The sequence below is a fragment of the Novosphingobium aerophilum genome, from assembly GCF_014230305.1.
Lineage (GTDB): Bacteria > Pseudomonadota > Alphaproteobacteria > Sphingomonadales > Sphingomonadaceae > Novosphingobium > Novosphingobium aerophilum.
The window spans coordinates 111,145-127,407 of sequence record NZ_JACLAU010000003.1 but is presented as its reverse complement, the minus strand read 5'-3'; the positions used below and the strand labels follow the sequence as shown (position 1 = coordinate 127,407).

Annotated in this window: 12 protein-coding genes; 9 read left to right on the top strand and 3 right to left on the bottom strand. The window is 67.9% G+C overall.

Annotated elements, in window-relative coordinates:
• Positions 1 to 7: 7 nt before the first annotated feature.
• The 9 genes from H7F49_RS04040 (at position 8) to H7F49_RS19470 (ending at position 13,264) form a co-directional block, all read left to right on the top strand.
• Positions 8 to 1,231 (top strand): P-loop NTPase family protein, encoded by a 1,224-nt coding sequence (locus H7F49_RS04040; RefSeq protein ID WP_235981774.1) that lies wholly within the window; start codon positions 8 to 10, stop codon positions 1,229 to 1,231.
• Between the two features lie 4 nt (positions 1,232 to 1,235).
• Positions 1,236 to 2,990: a preprotein translocase subunit YajC gene (locus H7F49_RS04035; protein ID WP_185682282.1), complete on the top strand. Its 1,755-nt coding sequence runs from the start codon at positions 1,236 to 1,238 to the stop codon at positions 2,988 to 2,990.
• A gap of 28 nt (positions 2,991 to 3,018) precedes the next feature.
• Entirely contained in the window at positions 3,019 to 4,242 is a 1,224-nt protein-coding gene (locus tag H7F49_RS04030) for an XrtA/PEP-CTERM system-associated ATPase (RefSeq protein WP_185682281.1), read from the top strand.
• A 26-nt stretch (positions 4,243 to 4,268) separates the two neighbouring features.
• Entirely contained in the window at positions 4,269 to 5,144 is an 876-nt protein-coding gene (locus H7F49_RS04025) for an XrtA system polysaccharide deacetylase (RefSeq protein ID WP_328806506.1), read from the top strand.
• Complete coding sequence (locus H7F49_RS04020) at positions 5,141 to 6,208, top strand: FemAB family XrtA/PEP-CTERM system-associated protein (protein WP_185682280.1); 1,068 nt, start codon at positions 5,141 to 5,143, stop codon at positions 6,206 to 6,208. Before H7F49_RS04025 ends, H7F49_RS04020 begins: the two co-directional genes overlap by 4 nt.
• 4 nt (positions 6,209 to 6,212) lie before the next feature.
• Positions 6,213 to 7,445 (top strand): TIGR03087 family PEP-CTERM/XrtA system glycosyltransferase, encoded by a 1,233-nt coding sequence (locus tag H7F49_RS04015; RefSeq protein WP_185682279.1) that lies wholly within the window; start codon positions 6,213 to 6,215, stop codon positions 7,443 to 7,445.
• Positions 7,435 to 8,982, top strand: a complete 1,548-nt coding sequence (gene xrtA / locus H7F49_RS04010) for an exosortase A (protein ID WP_185682278.1) — start codon at positions 7,435 to 7,437, stop codon at positions 8,980 to 8,982. Before H7F49_RS04015 ends, xrtA begins: the two co-directional genes overlap by 11 nt.
• A gap of 9 nt (positions 8,983 to 8,991) precedes the next feature.
• A complete protein-coding gene (locus H7F49_RS04005; protein WP_185682277.1) occupies positions 8,992 to 10,887 on the top strand; it encodes an XrtA/PEP-CTERM system amidotransferase in 1,896 nt (631 codons plus the stop codon).
• Positions 10,888 to 11,011: 124 nt separating this feature from the next.
• A complete protein-coding gene (locus H7F49_RS19470) occupies positions 11,012 to 13,264 on the top strand; it encodes an EAL domain-containing protein (RefSeq protein WP_235981772.1) in 2,253 nt (750 codons plus the stop codon).
• A 336-nt stretch (positions 13,265 to 13,600) separates the two neighbouring features.
• On the opposite strand, the gene zapE is transcribed toward H7F49_RS19470, so the two are convergent.
• Genes zapE through H7F49_RS03985 form a run of 3 tightly spaced genes read right to left on the bottom strand, consistent with a single transcriptional unit; the run spans position 13,601 to position 15,988 of the window.
• Positions 13,601 to 14,743, bottom strand: a complete 1,143-nt coding sequence (gene zapE / locus H7F49_RS03995) for a cell division protein ZapE (RefSeq protein WP_185682276.1) — start codon at positions 14,741 to 14,743, stop codon at positions 13,601 to 13,603.
• Positions 14,740 to 15,204: a PaaI family thioesterase gene (locus H7F49_RS19750; protein WP_185682275.1), complete on the bottom strand. Its 465-nt coding sequence runs from the start codon at positions 15,202 to 15,204 to the stop codon at positions 14,740 to 14,742. Before H7F49_RS19750 ends, zapE begins: the two co-directional genes overlap by 4 nt.
• 1 nt (position 15,205) lies before the next feature.
• Positions 15,206 to 15,988 (bottom strand): succinate dehydrogenase iron-sulfur subunit, encoded by a 783-nt coding sequence (locus H7F49_RS03985; protein ID WP_185682274.1) that lies wholly within the window; start codon positions 15,986 to 15,988, stop codon positions 15,206 to 15,208.
• Between the last annotated feature and the right edge of the window lie 275 nt (positions 15,989 to 16,263).

Genomic DNA, 16,263 nt, shown 5'->3' with positions numbered 1-16,263 from the left:
ACCGGAGATGACCGAACAACGCAAGATCATCCTCCCCGGGACCGATCCTTCGCCGGGTGCCGACCCGGGAGACCAGATCCCGGCCGAGCGCCCCCGGAAGGTGGTGCGCTCGTCCGTCGAGCGCGCGGTCGAAGGCTTCGACCTGTCCCGGCTGGGCGGCATCATGCTCCCGACCGAGGGCCGGCAGCGCGTGGTGATGCGCGAACTGTCGATCGAGACCTTGCCCGACGAACCGCAGGGGCCGACGCCGGCTCAGGTCACGATTGAACCCGCCTCGCCGCAGACGACGACGGCAAGCGCTCCCGAGGCCCCGGCGCCGATCGATCTGGTCGCCCAGCCGGTACCGCCGGTCACGGCCGCGGTCGCTCCGCCGGTTGTCGCCACGCCCGCCGCCAGCCATGCCGTGGTCACCGCTCCGGCCGCCGCGTCGGCGCTGGCGCCGGTGGCCGATGCCGACGCTCCGCTGCAACTGGCCGAAGCGCCGGTGCGCTTTCGCGAGACGCGCCACGAAGTCGATCGCAAGCGCATGCGCGAGCAGGGACTGATCGTGCCTGAAGGCACGGTCACCGGGCTGATGGAGGAGTTCCGCATCGTCAAGCGGCAGTTGCTGCTCCAGGCGATGGAACTGCGCCGCGCGGGCGCCGGTCCGGCCGCCCAGCGCGTGCTCATCTGCTCGCCGCTGCCCGGTGAGGGCAAGACCTATTGCGCCACCAATCTGGCTTTGGCGATCGCTGCCGAAAAGGAAAGCGAGGTGGTGCTGGTCGATGCCGACTTCGCCAAGCCCTCGATCCTCTCCACGCTGGGCCTGCCTGGCGGGCCGGGGTTGATGGACGCGCTGACCGATCCGGCGATCGACGTGGCCGACTGCGTGGTCGGCACCGACATTCCGGGGCTGTGGGTTCTGCCCGCGGGCAATGCCACCAACTCCGACACGGAATATCTGGCCTCGTCACGGACCCGGGCGGTGATCGACCGGCTGACGGTCGGGGCGCCGCATCGGATCGTGATCTTCGACAGTCCTCCGGCACTGGCGGCTTCGCCCGCGGCCGAGCTGGCGAAGTACGTCGGCCAGGCGGTGGTCGTCGCCCGCGCGGACCGCACCGGCCAGAGTGCCCTCGAGGATGCCATCGCGCTGCTCTCGAGTTGTCCCAACATCCAATTGCTGCTGAACGCCGTGCGGTTCTCGCCGAGCGGGCGGCGCTTCGGGTCCTACTACGGATACAGGGGGTAGGAAGATGGACCGCAAGATTTTCGTTCGCAGCCTGACCGGTACGGTCGCGGGACTGGCCCTCGCCGGGCTGGCGCTGCCCGCCATGGCCCAGACCTTGCCTTATGGATCGTCCGGCATGGGCGGCGGTGGCGGCAACGGGTCTCGTGGCGGGAGCGATCAGTCTGCCGATGAGACCGACAGCCTTGGTGCCCGTCCGGTAGCGGCGCGTCGTGGCGTTTCGATTCAGCCCTATATCGAGGCCGCCCAGATCGTCACCGCAGAGCTGGCACCCGGGAACGACGTGATCAGCTGGAGCTCGATCGCGGCGGGGGTCGATGTCGGCCTCAACGGACGTAACACCCAGGGATCGCTGTCTGCCCGCTATGAGCGCCGGTTCGGCTGGGGCAAGGCGGCCAGCGGCGATGCGATCAGCGGTCTTGCCCGCGCCTCGGTGGCCATTGTGCCGCAAGCCGTGGCGATCGAGGGCGGCGCCCTGGCGACGCGGACCACGGTGGATGGCCGCAGTGCCGGCGTGCCCGGGGAATTCGGCCGCAAGGACACGACCAATCTCTATTCGGCCTACATCGGTCCCAGCGTCCAGACCATGGCCGGGGACGTGGCCCTGACCGGCAACTACCGCATCGGCTACACCGAGGTCGGCACCAGCGACACGCTGCGCAGCACCGCAGCCCCGGCCAATCTCGATACCTTCGGGCATAGCGTCAGCCATGTCGCCAATGTCCGCGCGGCAGTGCGGCCGGGCGATGTCCTGCCGGTCGGCCTCGCGGCCGGCGCCGGATTCCTGCGCGAGGACGTTTCGAACCTCGATCAGCAGGTCAGCGATTTCCACGCCCGGGGCGATGTGACCGTGCCGGTGTCGAGCTCGGTCGCGCTGGTCGGCGGGGTCGGATATGAGGACGTGAAGATTTCCAGCCGCGACGTGCTGCGCGATGCGGGCGGGCAACCGGTCCGCGGCGCCGACGGTCGCCTGGTGACCAACACGGCCGCGCCGCGCCAGATCGCCTACCAGACCAGCGGGCTGATCTGGGATGCGGGGATCACCTGGCGTCCCAGCCCGCGCACGGCGCTCGAGGCGCATGTCGGGCGCCGCTATGGCTCAACCACTTACTATGGCTCGTTCGGCTGGCGCATCTCGTCGCGCAGCAGCTTCAGCCTGGCGGTGTTCGACAGCCTGTCCGGCCTCGGTGGCCGGGCCACCGCCAGCCTGGTCGACCTGCCGACCGAGTTCGAGGCGCTGCGCAATCCGACCACCGGCGATCTCAACGGCTGCGTCAACCCGACCGGCAATGCCGGCACGGTTCCGACCGGCTCGAACTGCCTGGTGGGCAACTTCGGCAGCCTGCGTTCCGCCGTGTTCCGCTCACGCGGGGTCCAGGGCAACTACGCCACCCAGATCGGGCGGCTTGGAGCCGGACTGTCGGGCGGCTATGAACGCCGTCGCTACATAGCGGGAGTGGGCACGATCCTGTCGAGCGTCAACGGCGTGGTGGACGAGAACGCCTGGCTCAGTGCCTGGCTGACCGGACGGCTGGACCAGCGGTCGAGCTTCTCCACCTTCGTCTATGGCAACCGGTTCCGCAACGGTGGCGTGGCCGGGGGCAAGGGCACCGCGATCGGCGCCAACGCCATTCTCAGCCACGATTTCGGCTACGGCTTCTCGGGCAATGCCTCGGTCGGTATCCAGGATCTCCAGCGCGATGCGCTTGAGGACCAGGTCCAGGCCAACGCGCTGCTCGGCCTGCGCTATTCATTCTTCTGACGACGGCGACCAGCCGAGGGACAAGGCCATGTACGAAGCATTTTACGGGTTTACCGCGCGTCCGTTCCAACTGACGCCGGATCCCGCGTTCTATTTCGAGAGCCTGACGCACCGCAAGGCGCTGTCCTATCTCGGCTATGGCCTGAACCAGGGTGAGGGCTTCATCGTCATCACCGGCGAGGTCGGGGCGGGTAAGTCGACCCTGGTGGCGCACCTGATGGCGACGATCGATCCGGCCCGGCTCACCGCGGCCCAGGTCGTCACCAGCGCGCTCAGCGGGGAAGAGATCATCCATGTCGTGGCACAAGCCTTCGGGCTGGTCATCGGCGGGCATGACAAGGCCTCCGCGCTCGCGGCGATCGAAGGGCTGCTCCATGCCGAGGCTCGCAACGGCCGACGCTGCCTGCTGGTCGTGGACGAGGCCCAGAACCTGTCGATCGATGCGCTGGAAGAGCTGCGCATGCTCTCCAACTTCCAGCTCGGCGCGCAGCCGCTGCTGCAGACGCTGCTGCTGGGCCAGCCCGAATTCCGCGAACTGCTGCAGACCAGCCCGGAGCTGGAGCAATTGCGCCAGCGCGTGATCGCCGCGCACCATCTCGATGCGATGGAGGCCGACGAACTGCGCCCCTATGTCGAACACCGGCTGCGGCTGGTCGGCTGGAACGGCCGCCCGGCCCTGGCCGCCGACATCTATCCGAAGCTGCACCAGGCCAGCGGTGGCGTGCCGCGGCGGGTCAACCAGATCGCCAACCGGCTGTTCCTGATGGGTGCGGTCGAGCAGCTCGAGCAGTTCGACGGGGCCATGCTCGAGCGTGTCCTGACCGAAATCGCGAGCGATACGGCACTGCCGCTCAACCGCCCGCCCAAGCCCAAGCCACCGTTGGTCGAACCGACGATCGACCCGGCGCTGGCGGCGGGGCTGGACGCCGAGCCGCTGGAGCTTGGCGGCTATGATGCCACGGTGGCGTCCGGGCCGGGCGGCGTGTCCGTGGCCGAACTCCAGGCTGCCCTGGCCGAGCGTGACACCCTGATTGCCGAATTGCAGCAGGCCGTGATCGAGATCGCCAACCAGGTCGAACATCAGCCGGCTCCGGCCGCGGGCGGAGATCCCGCGGTGCAGGCCGATCTTGCCGCGCTGACCCAGCGGCTGGAGCGGATGGAGCAACGGCTGGTCGAGCAGGAGGCCACGGTCAAGCACACCCTGGCGATGCTGATCGAGTGGCTCGAGACCGACCAGAAGGCCGTGGCCTGATCGCGTCACGGCCAGGAGATTCCCCGGTGACGATCGTCAATGCCCTGTCGGTGGACGTGGAGGAATGGTTCCAGGTCGGCGCCTTCGAACGCACCATCGACCGGGCCGACTGGGACAGCCTGGCCTCGCGCGTGGTCGACAACTGCGCCGTCGTGCTGGACCTGTTCGCGGCAGCCGGGGTCAAGGCCACCTTCTTCACGCTGGGCTGGGTCGCCGCGCGCGAGCCCGCGTTGATCCGGCGGATTCACGAAGCGGGGCATGAGGTGGCCAGCCATGGCTGGGATCACGCCCGGGTGTTCACGCTGGACCCGGCGACCTTCGCCCGTGACCTGGCCGATAGCCGCCGGGCGCTGGAGGATGCCGCTGGCTGTGCGATCAGCGGCTATCGCGCGCCCAGCTTCTCGATCGATCAGCGCACCCCCTGGGCCTACCCGGTCCTGGCCGAGCAGGGCTTCCTCTATTCGTCCAGCGTGGCCCCGATCGTGCACGATCACTATGGCTGGCGCGATGCTCCGCGCTTCGCGTTCCGGCCGCTCGGCGATCATGGGCTGATCGAGGTTCCCGTTACCACGGTGGAGGCCTTCGGACGGCGCATGGCGGCCGGCGGAGGGGGGTTCTTTCGGGTCCTGCCCTATGACTTTTCGCGCTGGGCGATCCGCCAGGTCAACGCGATCGACGAGCGTCCGGCGATCTTCTACTTCCACCCCTGGGAAATCGATCCCGACCAGCCCCGCGTCGCCGGAGCGCCGCTGCGCTCACGTCTGCGGCATTACACCGGGCTGGGCGCCATGGCCGGCAAGCTCGGCCGGCTGACGCGTGATTTCGCCTGGGACCGGATGGACCGGGTGGTCGCCGAGGAACTGCGACGGATGCCCTTGCCCGAGTTGGCCAGGGCGGCATGAACGCGCCGTTCTTCCCGTCCACTCCGACCGTGGGCCTGATCGATCAGGCCGATCCGCGGATCGGCCCGTTCCTGCACGATCACCCGCAGGCGACCGCCTTTCATGATCCCCGCTGGCTGGCGGCGGTCGAAACGGGCACGGGACACCGCGCCCTGATCCTGGCCGCCACCTGCGGGGCGCGGCTGGTCGGCCTCCTGCCGCTCCACCTGGTGCACTCGCCGATCTTCGGGCGGGTCCTGGCCTCGACCGGCTTTGCGGTGGATGGCGGGATCCTTGTCGAGGGTCCCGAGCAAGCCGAACCGCTGCGCCAGGCCGCCACCGAGCTGGCCACGCGGCTGAGCTGCCCCAGCATCGAACTGCGGGGCGGCGCAATGCCGGCGGAAGAGGGCGCAGGCTGGAGCCTGAAGCGCGACGCCCACTGCGGCTTCGTTACGCCCCTGGCCGACGGCGAAGAGGCGCAATTGCTCGCCATCCCGCGCAAGCAGCGCGCAGAAGTGCGCAAGGGGCTCGACCGCGACCTGACCGTCACCACCGGCAGCACCGCGCGCGATCGGGCCGCGCATTATGCGGTCTATGCCGAAAGCGTGCGCAATCTCGGGACCCCCGTGTTCCCGCGCAGCCTGTTCGCGGCCGTGCTCGACCGGTTTGGGGACGATGCCGATATCCTCACCGTGTGGTCCGGGGATCAGCCGGTGGCCAGCGTGCTGTCGTTGTACCACCGCGGCGCGGTCATGCCCTATTGGGGCGGCGGGACGCTCGCGGCCCGCCAGCTCCGCGCCAACGACCGGATGTACTTCGCGCTGATGCGCCATGCACGCGAACGGGGCTGTGAGCGGTTCGATTTCGGTCGGTCGAAGACCGGCAGCGGCGCCTACCACTTCAAGCGCAACTGGGGCTTCACGCCCGAACCGCTGACCTATGCGGGCTGGACCGCCAGCGGCCAGCCGGCGCGCGATGCCGACCCGACCAGCGCCCGCCACCAGGCCCTGATCGCGGCCTGGAAACGTCTCCCGCTGGGCCTGGCCAACCGGATCGGCCCCTGGATCGCGCGGGGCCTGGGCTAAGCCGATGAGCGAGATCCTGTTCATTGCCCATCGGATCCCGTTTCCGCCCGATCGCGGCGACAAGATCCGTTCGCACCACGTGCTGCGTCGCCTGGCCGAGCTGGGGCCGGTGCATGTGGCCTGCTTTGCGGATGACCCGGACGACCTGCGACACGAACCGGCCCTGGCCGAGCTGGCGGCGAGCCATAGCCTGGTGCGGCGCAACCGGCCTCTGCCGGTCGCGGGCCTCGCCGCGCTGGCCCAGGGCCTGCCCGTCAGCCTGACCGCTTTCGCCGATGCGCGGTTGCAGAGCTATGTGGCCAGGGTCCTCGCCACGCGCCCGGTCTCGGCGATCTACGTGTTCTCCGGCCAGATGGGCCAGTATGTGCCCGAGGGGTTCGGCGGGCGCGTGGTGATCGATCTGGTCGACGTCGATTCCGCCAAGTTCGAGGCCTATGCCGCCGGCGTAGGGGGAGTGCGGCACTGGCTCTATGCCCGCGAGGATCGCCTGCTGCGCGCCGAGGAAGCCCGGCTCGTCGGGCGCGCGGGGCTGATCGTGCTGGTCAGCGCGGAAGAGGCGGACCTGCTCCGCCGACGACTGCCTCACGGGGTTGACGGTGCGGTGACGGCGATGGGCAACGGGGTTGATACCGCCTGGTACGATCCCGAGCAGGTCCCGCCGGAGCCCGCCTTGTCCGGGACCGAGGGCCCGCGGCTGATCTTCACCGGGCAGATGGACTATCCCCCCAATGTCGCCGCAGCCGTGCGCGCCGCGACCCGCATCATGCCGGTCATCCGCCAGGTCTTCCCGGCGGCGAGCCTGGAGATCGTGGGCCGGCGACCGACGGGCGCGGTCCTGGCGCTGGACGGGCTCAACGGTTGCCGCGTTCGCGGAGCCGTCGCCGATGTCCGGCCATGGCTGCGCGGGGCGGACATGGCCTTGACCCCGCTGGATATCGCCCGTGGGATCCAGAACAAGGTGCTCGAAGCCATGGCGATGTCGCTGCCGGTCGTCGCCAGTCCCGGCGCCGCCACCGGCATAGCGGCGCGCGCCGGCGTGGAACTGGCCGTGGCCGACGACGATGCGGCCATGGCCCGCGCGGCCATGGCCCTGATCGCCAACCGGCCCGCGGCCCAGGCCATGGGCGCCGCCGCCCGGCGGTTCGTGGAGCAGCACCATGCCTGGCCGGCCGTGCTGGCGCCGCTGGCCGCCGCGCTGGGATTCCCCTCATCCGGAGCGCTGTGCGATGCCGCTTGACCTGACGGCCGCGTCTTCGCGGGTGGAGATTCCGATCGCCTGGCGTCGCCCGCTGATCTGGCTGGCGGCGGGGATCGCCGCGCTGATCCTGATCTATCGCTCGGACTGGGCGGCCATGGCCGGGCAGTGGTGGGATTCCTCGACTTACAACCACATTCTGCTGGTGCCGCCGATCCTGGCCTGGCTGGTCGCTCAGCGCTGGCCGGAATTGCACCGGTTGACCCCGTCCGGCTGGTGGCCCGGTCTGATCCTGTTCGCGGCGGCGCAACTGCTCTGGGTGCTCGGTGCCTTCGCCGGATTCTCGTTGCTGCGCCAGGCGGGCGCGGTGGCGATGCCCGCCGCGCTGGTTGTCTCGGTACTGGGGCCGCGAGTGTCGGCCGGGCTGGCTTTCCCGCTGGCCTACATGGCCTTCCTCGTGCCGTTCGGCGACGAGTTGGTTCCGGCCCTGCAGATGGTCACGGCGGCGCTGACGATCGGCCTGGTCCACCTGTCCGGCATCCCGGCGGCAATCGATGGCGTGTTCATCGATACCCCGGCCGGTCTGTTCGAGGTCGCCGAGGCCTGTTCGGGGATCAAGTTCCTGGTGGCCATGATCGCGCTGGGGGCGCTGGTCGGCAACGTCTGCTTCCGGCGCTGGTCGCGGCGGATCGCCTTCATGATCGTCTGCATCGTGGTGCCGGTCCTGGCCAACGGCGTGCGCGCCTGGGGCACGGTCTTCGCCGCGCAGTATGTCGGGGCCGAGCGGGCCGGCGGGATCGATCACCTGATCTACGGCTGGTTCTTCTTCGGCTTCGTAATCGTGCTGGTGATGGGACTGGGCTGGCGCTTCTTCGATCGCGCCCCGACGGACCCGCTGGTCGATGTGTCGGCGCTGCAGGCCTCGGCGCTGCTCGATCGGCTTGCCGGGCAACGGATCGGGGCAGGGCCTCTCCTGGCGATCGCCGCCGCGCTGGTGCTGGCGGGCCAGGGCTGGGCGCTGGCGGCCGACCGCCTGGAGGCCAGTCTGCCCGGCCGGATCGATCTGCCGACGGTGCCCGGCTGGCATCGCACCGACTATCGTCCGCTGCTGTGGTGGGAGCCGCGCGCTACGGGTGCCGATCATCGTCTGCTTGGCCGCTATGAGGACGGGCAGGGCCGCACGGTGGACGTGTTCGTGGCGCTGTACAGCGGGCAGGCCGAGGGCCGCGAGGCGGGCGGCTTCGGCCAGGGGGCCCTGGTGCCCGACAGCGGCTGGGCCTGGCAGGGCGAGGGCCCGGCCGAAGTCGATGCGAAGAGCGAGCGCCTGCTGGGCCGTGGCAAGGTCGAGCGGCTGGCGGTGACCTACTACCGCACCGGTGACCTGCTGACCGGCAGCAACATGCAGCTCAAACTGGCCAACATCGCCGACCGTCTGCTGTTGCGCGAACGCCCGACGATGATGCTGATCCTGTCCGCCGAAGGTCGCCCCGACGCCTCGGCAGAGGGCCAGGTCGCCGCCTTCCGGCAGGCTGCCGGTCCGGTGGCGCCGTGGATGGACCGCATCGCGGGCGGGCGCTAGGACGGCCTCATGTGCGGCATCGCCGGCCTTTTCCACCTGGACACGCCCAAGCCTGTCGATCCGCTCCGGATCGAGCGGATGTGCGATGCCCTGGTGCACCGCGGGCCCGACGGAGGCGGTGTCTGGATCGCCCCTGGGGTCGGGCTTGGTCACCGCCGCCTGTCGATCATCGACGTGGCGGGATCGCCGCAGCCGATGGCCTCCGTCGATGGCCGGGCCATGCTGGTGTTCAACGGTGAGATCTACAACTACCGCGAGCTGCGGGCCGAGCTGCGGGCGCTGGGGGCCACGTTTCGCACCGACGGGGACAGCGAGGTCATCCTGGCCGCCTGGCAGCAGTGGGGCCGCGATTGCTTGTCCCGCCTGCACGGCATGTTCGCCTTCGCGCTTTATGACCTGACCGAACGGACCCTGCTGCTGGCGCGCGACAGGTTCGGCGTGAAGCCCCTGTTCTATGTCCCACTCAGCGATGGCAGCCTGGCCTTCGCCAGCGAGCTGAAGGGCTTGCTGGCCCACCCCCTGCTGCGCCGCGAGATCGATCCGCTGGCGGTGGAGGATTACCTGGCCTGGGGCTATGTTCCCGATCACCGCTCGATCCTGGCCGGGGTCCACAAGCTGCCCGCCGGGCATTCGCTGCTGCTGCGGGCCGGAGCGCCTCTGCCGGGGCCCGTGCAATGGTGGGACCTGTCTTTTGCCGAGCGCCTGCGCGGCAAGCCGGCCGATCTCGAGGCCGAACTGCTTCATCTCCTGCGCCAGGCCGTATCCTCGCGCATGGTCGCCGACGTGCCGCTGGGCGCGTTCCTTTCGGGCGGGGTCGACAGCTCGAGCGTGGTGGCCCTGATGGCCGAGGCGAGTGCCACGCCGGTTCGCACCTGCTCGATCGGCTTCGATGTCGGTGCACTGGACGAGACGGGCTATGCCGATCGCGTGGCGCGCCAGTTCGGCACCCATCACCAGGCCAGGACCGTTTCGCCCGACGATTTCGAACATGCCGACGATTTGGTCGGCATGTTCGACGAGCCCTTTGCCGATGCCTCTGCCCTGCCGACCTGGCGGGTCTGCCAGCTCGCCCGCGAGACCGTGACGGTGGCGCTGTCCGGCGACGGGGCGGACGAGGCCTTCGGCGGGTATCGCCGACAGCGCTTCCACCATCACGAGGAACGGCTGCGCGGGCTCCTTCCGGCCGGGGTGCGGACCGGGCTGTTCGGCACGCTGGGCGCGCTTTACCCCAAGGCCGATTGGGCTCCCCGGCCGCTGCGGGCCAAGACCACCCTGCTGGCGCTCGCCGAACCGGGGGAGGCGGCCTATGCGCGCGCCCTGGCGATCAACGATCCGGCGGCGCGCGACCGTCTGTTCAGCGAGGGCTTCCTCCGCCTGCGGGGCGACTACCGCGCCGAACAACCGCTCATCGCCATGATGCAGGGCGCCTCAGCCCGTTCGGGGCTGGACCGCGCACATTATGCCGATCTGCGTTTCTGGCTGCCGGGCGATATCCTCACCAAGGTCGACCGGACCAGCATGGCGGTCAGTCTCGAAGCGCGCGAGCCGCTGCTCGATCATCGCCTGGTCGAGTTCGCGGCGGGCCTCCCCGAGGCGCTGCGCGTGCGCGGGGGACAGGGCAAATGGTTGATGAAGGCGGCAATGCGCCGCTACCTGCCGGATGACATCCTGTTCCGCCCCAAGCAGGGCTTCGTCACCCCGATCAGCGCGTGGTTTCGCGGCCCCCTTGCCGGCGCCGCGCGAGCCATCGCGGGAAGCGCCCCGCTGGCCCGCACGGGCTGGTTCGATACCGCTCGACTAGGGATAATCGCGGAGGCCCACATTGCCGGGCAGCGCGATCATGGTCGGCTGCTGTGGCAACTGATGATGCTGGATCGTTCGCTCGATCGGCTTGGTATCACCTGAAATTCAGATACTTAGTTGGTTTATGCCGGCAATCACCGCCTAGGCTAAGCCACGGGCCCAATGGTAAGTCCTTTTTAAACCATTCAGCCTATCAGGGATCGCACTGTCCTCACTGGGCGAGATAATGCGGGCGTACCTGAAACAACCTCTGGTGATCTCCACGCTGGTCGCGATGTTCTGCGGCCTGATCACGCTCGCCCAGCCGCTGGACCAGGGGTACTGGAACACCCGCTATCGCTTTGGCCAGAAGCCCGCACCCCAGTCGGTGGTGCTGGTGACGATGGACGCCGGGGTCAACGCCTCCGATCGTGAAGTGGCGCGCGTTCTGAATGCCGTCGCCGCGCAGCATCCGCAGCACATCTATCTGGACCGGAAGACCTACACGGCGTCCCCCGAATTGCAGGGTACGATTGACCGGCTTGGTCCGAAGCTCTCACTCGTGGCCCGCTTTGCCAAGCTCGACCGGTTCGATGAAGGCAGCATCGCTTTGCCGCCAGAGCGCGTGGTTCCACAATCTCGCTTGGTGGTATCTGGGTTCGTCTCCAATTTCCTAGGATATGGGGTCTCTTCAGTAGTCGAGGCTCAGTTGGGCGGTAAAACCTACCCAAGTTTGGCCGCGGCTATTGCCAATCGGTCGGGCGGTCCTGGTGATACGGTTCGTCCCGACTTCACGGTCGATCCCCAGACCGTTCGAATGGTTTCTTCCGACGTTTTGCTGTCTGGTGCTGGATCACAGGGCGCTTTAACGGGACGGACCGTTATCGTCAAAGAGCCGCGGTCCGGGTTCTCGGACTTGGTGGGTTATTTTGCGCATCGTCGTGTCGACCCCGTTTTTCTCGATATCGCCTTGATCGAGGCGCTCCGCGAAGGGCCGCCGATCGATATCGATTGGTTTGTGCCCATCGTGCTTTGCACCGTCATGATCTTCATGACGCAGCAGGTCCGCAGCCGGCGGTTGCGGCGCATGGCCTATGCGGTAATCGCCTTCAACATTCTGATCGGTCCCGCCCTGCTCGATCAGGTTGGGGTGGTCAGCAATCCGGCGGCTGCCATAGTCGAACTCGCAAGCTTTGCCGGGATCCGCGTCTGGACCAAGTGGCGCCAAGCTGTGCTGCAGACCAGCCGTTCGGGTCTGCCAAACTTTCTGACTCTCACCCAAACGCCTCTTCCGCCTCAGCACGATGTTATCGTGGCGGTGATTGGTCGCTACGAGGAGTTCCTGGCGACCCTTCCCGCCGACCTGCATGGGGAATGCGCCCGCCAGATCGCCCGCCGCTTCGCGGTCGGTTGCGGCGCTCGGGACATCTGCCATGGCGAAGGCGGGCTGTTCGCCTGGATCGAGCCGACCCGGCCGCTCGATCAGCAGATCGAGAACCTGGAGGGTCTCCGCGCCCTGTTCGCGGCACCCTTGCTGGTCGGCCAGCACGTGTTTGACACCAATGTTCACTTCGGGCTCGAACGCAATCACGAGTTCGATGGCCTGACCCGCGTCAACACGGCCGTGGCCAGCGCGACCGAAGCGCTCAAGCGCGGCCGGACCGTGGAACTGTTCGAGGCGCAGCGCCTGGCCAACGCCGCCTGGGAGCTTTCGCTGCTGACCCGGATCGACGAGGGCATGCGCAACGGCGACATCTGGCTCGCCTACCAGCCGCAGTGGGACTATCGGGAAGGGCGGATCAGCGGGGCCGAGGCCCTGATCCGCTGGAACGATCCGGTGCGCGGCCCGATCCGGCCGGATGAATTCATCCTCCAGGCCGAACAGGCTGGCCGCATCGATGCCCTGACCTACTGGGTGCTCGACCAGGCGATCACGGCGACTGAGCGCTTCAATGCCCTGGGGCCGACATTCCAGGTGAGCATCAACCTCTCGGCGCAACTGGTGGACAAGCCGTCCCTGATCAGTTCGGTTGCCGAGATCGTCCGGCGCCGTGGGATCGACTGCCGTTTGCTCACGGTGGAAGTCACCGAGACGGCCGGCATGTGCAATCGCCCTGCGGCTATTCGCAACCTTCAGGCGCTGCGCTCGATGGGCTTCCGCCTGTCGATCGACGATTTCGGCACGGGCGAGGCTTCGCTGTCCTATCTCGCCGAACTGCCGAGCGACGAACTCAAGCTGGACCGGCGCTTCGTGTCCAAGATCGTCCACCACGAGCGCGAACGCCATATTGTCGCCAGCACGATCAATCTGGCCCATGCCCTGCGCCAGATCGTCGTGGCCGAAGGGGTGGAGGACCTCTCCACCTTCGAACTGCTCCGGCAACTCGGCTGTGATGTTGGGCAAGGGTACCACATCGCCAAGCCCGAACCGCTGGAACTGCTGTTGTCGCGCTATGCGACCATGGCCGAGCCGGGCACCGCGAGAGCGCAAAAGCGTTAAATCTTGTTAACCACAGCCGTTAGTGTTAACGACGAGTCGTCCATACCAATGGAGGCTCGTGACATGTGGAACTTCTGGAAGTGGTTTCTCGGCGACCCTGCATGATTTCCGCTGTTTAGAGAGTCTCTCAAACGGCAATCGGAAATCACGGGCACCGAAAACCGGCGATTCGCCGGAAGGCAGCCTAACCAGGCACGCTCGATGGCTTGCAAACAAGATCACCCCGGCTAGTACGGGGTGATTTTTTCTGGGCTTCGGGAATGGCGCGGGGCGGAAGGCCAGTTGGCTGGCAACAGCGTCTGCCTTTAGCCCGCGCTGCGCGAATCAGTCCTCGCCTCAGTCCTCGCCATGGCCGAGCGCCATGTAGGCTTCGCTCTGCATTTCCATCAGGCGGCTGACCGTGCGGTCGAATTCGAACCGGCCGTTGTCGTCCCCTCCGCCTGCCGAGGCGTAGAGTTGCTCGGGTCGGGTCGCGGCGGTGGCGATCAGCTTGACCCGGTTCTCGTACAGCGCATCGATCAGGGTAACGAACCGGGCGGTTTCGTTGCGCAGCTCGGCACCGAGCTGCGGAATGCCGACCACGATCACCGTGTGATAGGTCCGCGCGACCGTCAGATAGTCGCTCGCGCCCCGGGCTTCCCCGCAGAGCCGCTTGAAACTGAAGACCGCCACGCCCTTCAGGCTCTTGGGCACGAACAGGCTGCGTCCGCCGCCCACGTCGAGCTCCGCCGAGGGGACGTTGGCGCTGTCCTCGGGCGGGTAGTCGGTCAGGCGGAAGAAGGCCTCGCGGGCCTGGGCGGTTGCCTCGGGGCCGACCGGTGCGTGCCAGGTCTCGATCCCGCCGAGCCGGTCCAGCCGATAGTCGGTGGGGCCGTTGAGCGGCAGCACGTCCAGCTCGCGCTCGATCAGGTCGATAAACGGCAGGAAGTGCTCGCGGTTGAGCCCATCCTTGTAAAGCTCGCCCGGCCGCCGGTTGGAGGTCGTCACGATCGTGACCCCCTCGGTCTGGATCAACGCGGTGAACAGGCGGCTCATGATCATCGCGTCGGCACTGTTGTTCACCACCATCTCGTCGAAGGCCAGGACCTTGAGGTCGCGGGCGAGGGCGGCGGCGACGGGCGGGATCGGATCGCCACTTTCCTTCTTGCGCTCCTCGCGGAGCAGCGCGTGCACCTCGAGCATGAAGGCGTGGAAGTGGACGCGGCGCTTTTCGGGAATGTCCAGGGTGGCGTGGAACAGGTCCATCAGCATCGACTTGCCGCGGCCCACCCCGCCCCACAGGTAGATCCCGCGCGGCGGAGGCGAGGGCTTGCGCCCGAGCAAGCGGCCGAGCAGTCCGACCGTCTGCGGCTGGGCGCTGCTGCTTTCGAACTCGTCCTGCAACACGGCCAGGCGCGCTGCGGCTGCAGCCTGCTCGGCATCGGGGCGAAGTTCGCCCGCGGCGACGAGCGCGTGATAGCGGTCGAGCAGACCGCTCATGCCGAGGGGCCCAGCTTGCGCACCGTCGCCTGGAACGCGCAGACCAGCGTGTCCTCCTGCTCGACCACGCCGCGCAGGAAGACCAGCCGTCCGGTTTCGCGCAGCCGTTCGACCACGGCGTCGATCGGGCGGTCCATGGCGCCCGGCGCGATGAACTGGTTGGTCAGGTCCAGCGTGATCGCGTCGGTCGGATCGCGACCGGTCAACAGCATCAGCGCGCCGAACAGGCTTAGATCGATCAGGCCGAGCAGCGCCCCGCCGTGGACCACCCCGCTCGAATTGGCGAGCTGGGGTCCGGGCTCGATCCGCACCCGCACGGTGGCAGGGCCTTCACCGCGCAGCCGCGTGGGTCCCAGCACGGCGCGGTTGTAGGCCGCTTCGCCCGGCGCATGGAAATCGTGCCAGCCCTTGTGGACGGGGCTGGGGGCAAGCGTGAACCGGCCGGTACTGGACCCCGTCACGTCAGATGTGACGTTCGGCCTGCATCTTCTTGATTTCGGCAATCGCCCGCGCCGGCGACAGACCCTTGGGGCAGACGTTGGCGCAGTTCATGATCGTGTGGCAGCGATAGAGCCGGAAGGGGTCTTCCAGCTCGTCGAGCCGCTCGCCGGTCATCTCGTCGCGGCTGTCGGCCAGCCAGCGATAGGCCTGGAGCAGGATCGCCGGACCCAGGAACTTGTCCGAATTCCACCAGTAGCTGGGGCACGAGGTGGAGCAGCAGGCGCAGAGGATGCACTCGTAGAGACCGTCCAGCTTCTCGCGCTGTTCGGGCGACTGCAGCCGCTCCTTGCCCGAGGGCGTGGTGCTGACCGTCTGCAGCCAGGGACGGATCGAGGCGTACTGCGCGTAGAAGTGGGTGAAATCGGGAACCAGGTCCTTGATCACTTCCATGTGCGGCAGCGGGGTGATGCGGATATCGCCCTTGAGGTCCTCGATCGCGGTGGTGCAGGCCAGGCCATTGCGCCCGTTCATGTTCATCGCGCAGGACCCGCAGATCCCCTCGCGGCACGAGCGGCGGAAGGTCAGCGTGGGGTCAATCTCGTTCTTGATCTTGATGATCGCGTCGAGAACCATCGGCCCGCAGTTGTCGAGATCGATCTCGAACTTGTCGTAGCGCGGATTCTCGCCCGTGTCGGGATCGTAGCGATAGACGGTGAAGGTCTTGATCCGGGTGGCCCCTTCGGCCTTGTGAACCCGGCCCTTGCCGGTGATCTTGCTGTTCTTGGGAAGGGTGAAAGTTGCCATCTGCCAAGTCCGTCACTGCTGCGGCGCAACACCGCTGGTGGAGGTCTCTCTAGCGATTCGAGCCGCGAGGGCAAGCCTGTCCGATCGTCGAGGTGATCCCTCTCGCCCCTTAGGCGGGGTTGTCCCGGGGGCATCCGGTTGACACGGTTGACACGGTCCAGGGCAATCACCGCGCGAACGGGTCAGGCCGATGAGATCGCAGGATATTAGCAGCCCAATCCGGACGTGAGGAATGGCGGCGAAGAGGGCGGCGAATAAGGCGGGGGGGGGCGGTC

Excerpts from the sequence above, each read along its gene's own strand:
- H7F49_RS04015 (WP_185682279.1), top strand. The coding sequence starts at position 6,213 with ATGAGCGAGATCCTGTTCATTGCCCATCGGATCCCGTTTCCGCCCGAT.
- H7F49_RS04005 (WP_185682277.1), top strand. The coding sequence starts at position 8,992 with ATGTGCGGCATCGCCGGCCTTTTCCACCTGGACACGCCCAAGCCTGTC.
- H7F49_RS04040 (WP_235981774.1), top strand. The coding sequence starts at position 8 with ATGACCGAACAACGCAAGATCATCCTCCCCGGGACCGATCCTTCGCCG.
- H7F49_RS04020 (WP_185682280.1), top strand. The coding sequence starts at position 5,141 with ATGAACGCGCCGTTCTTCCCGTCCACTCCGACCGTGGGCCTGATCGAT.
- H7F49_RS03985 (WP_185682274.1), bottom strand. The coding sequence starts at position 15,988 with ATGGCAACTTTCACCCTTCCCAAGAACAGCAAGATCACCGGCAAGGGC.
- xrtA (WP_185682278.1), top strand. The coding sequence starts at position 7,435 with ATGCCGCTTGACCTGACGGCCGCGTCTTCGCGGGTGGAGATTCCGATC.
- zapE (WP_185682276.1), bottom strand. The coding sequence starts at position 14,743 with ATGAGCGGTCTGCTCGACCGCTATCACGCGCTCGTCGCCGCGGGCGAA.
- H7F49_RS04035 (WP_185682282.1), top strand. The coding sequence starts at position 1,236 with ATGGACCGCAAGATTTTCGTTCGCAGCCTGACCGGTACGGTCGCGGGA.
- H7F49_RS04030 (WP_185682281.1), top strand. The coding sequence starts at position 3,019 with ATGTACGAAGCATTTTACGGGTTTACCGCGCGTCCGTTCCAACTGACG.
- H7F49_RS19470 (WP_235981772.1), top strand. The coding sequence starts at position 11,012 with ATGCGGGCGTACCTGAAACAACCTCTGGTGATCTCCACGCTGGTCGCG.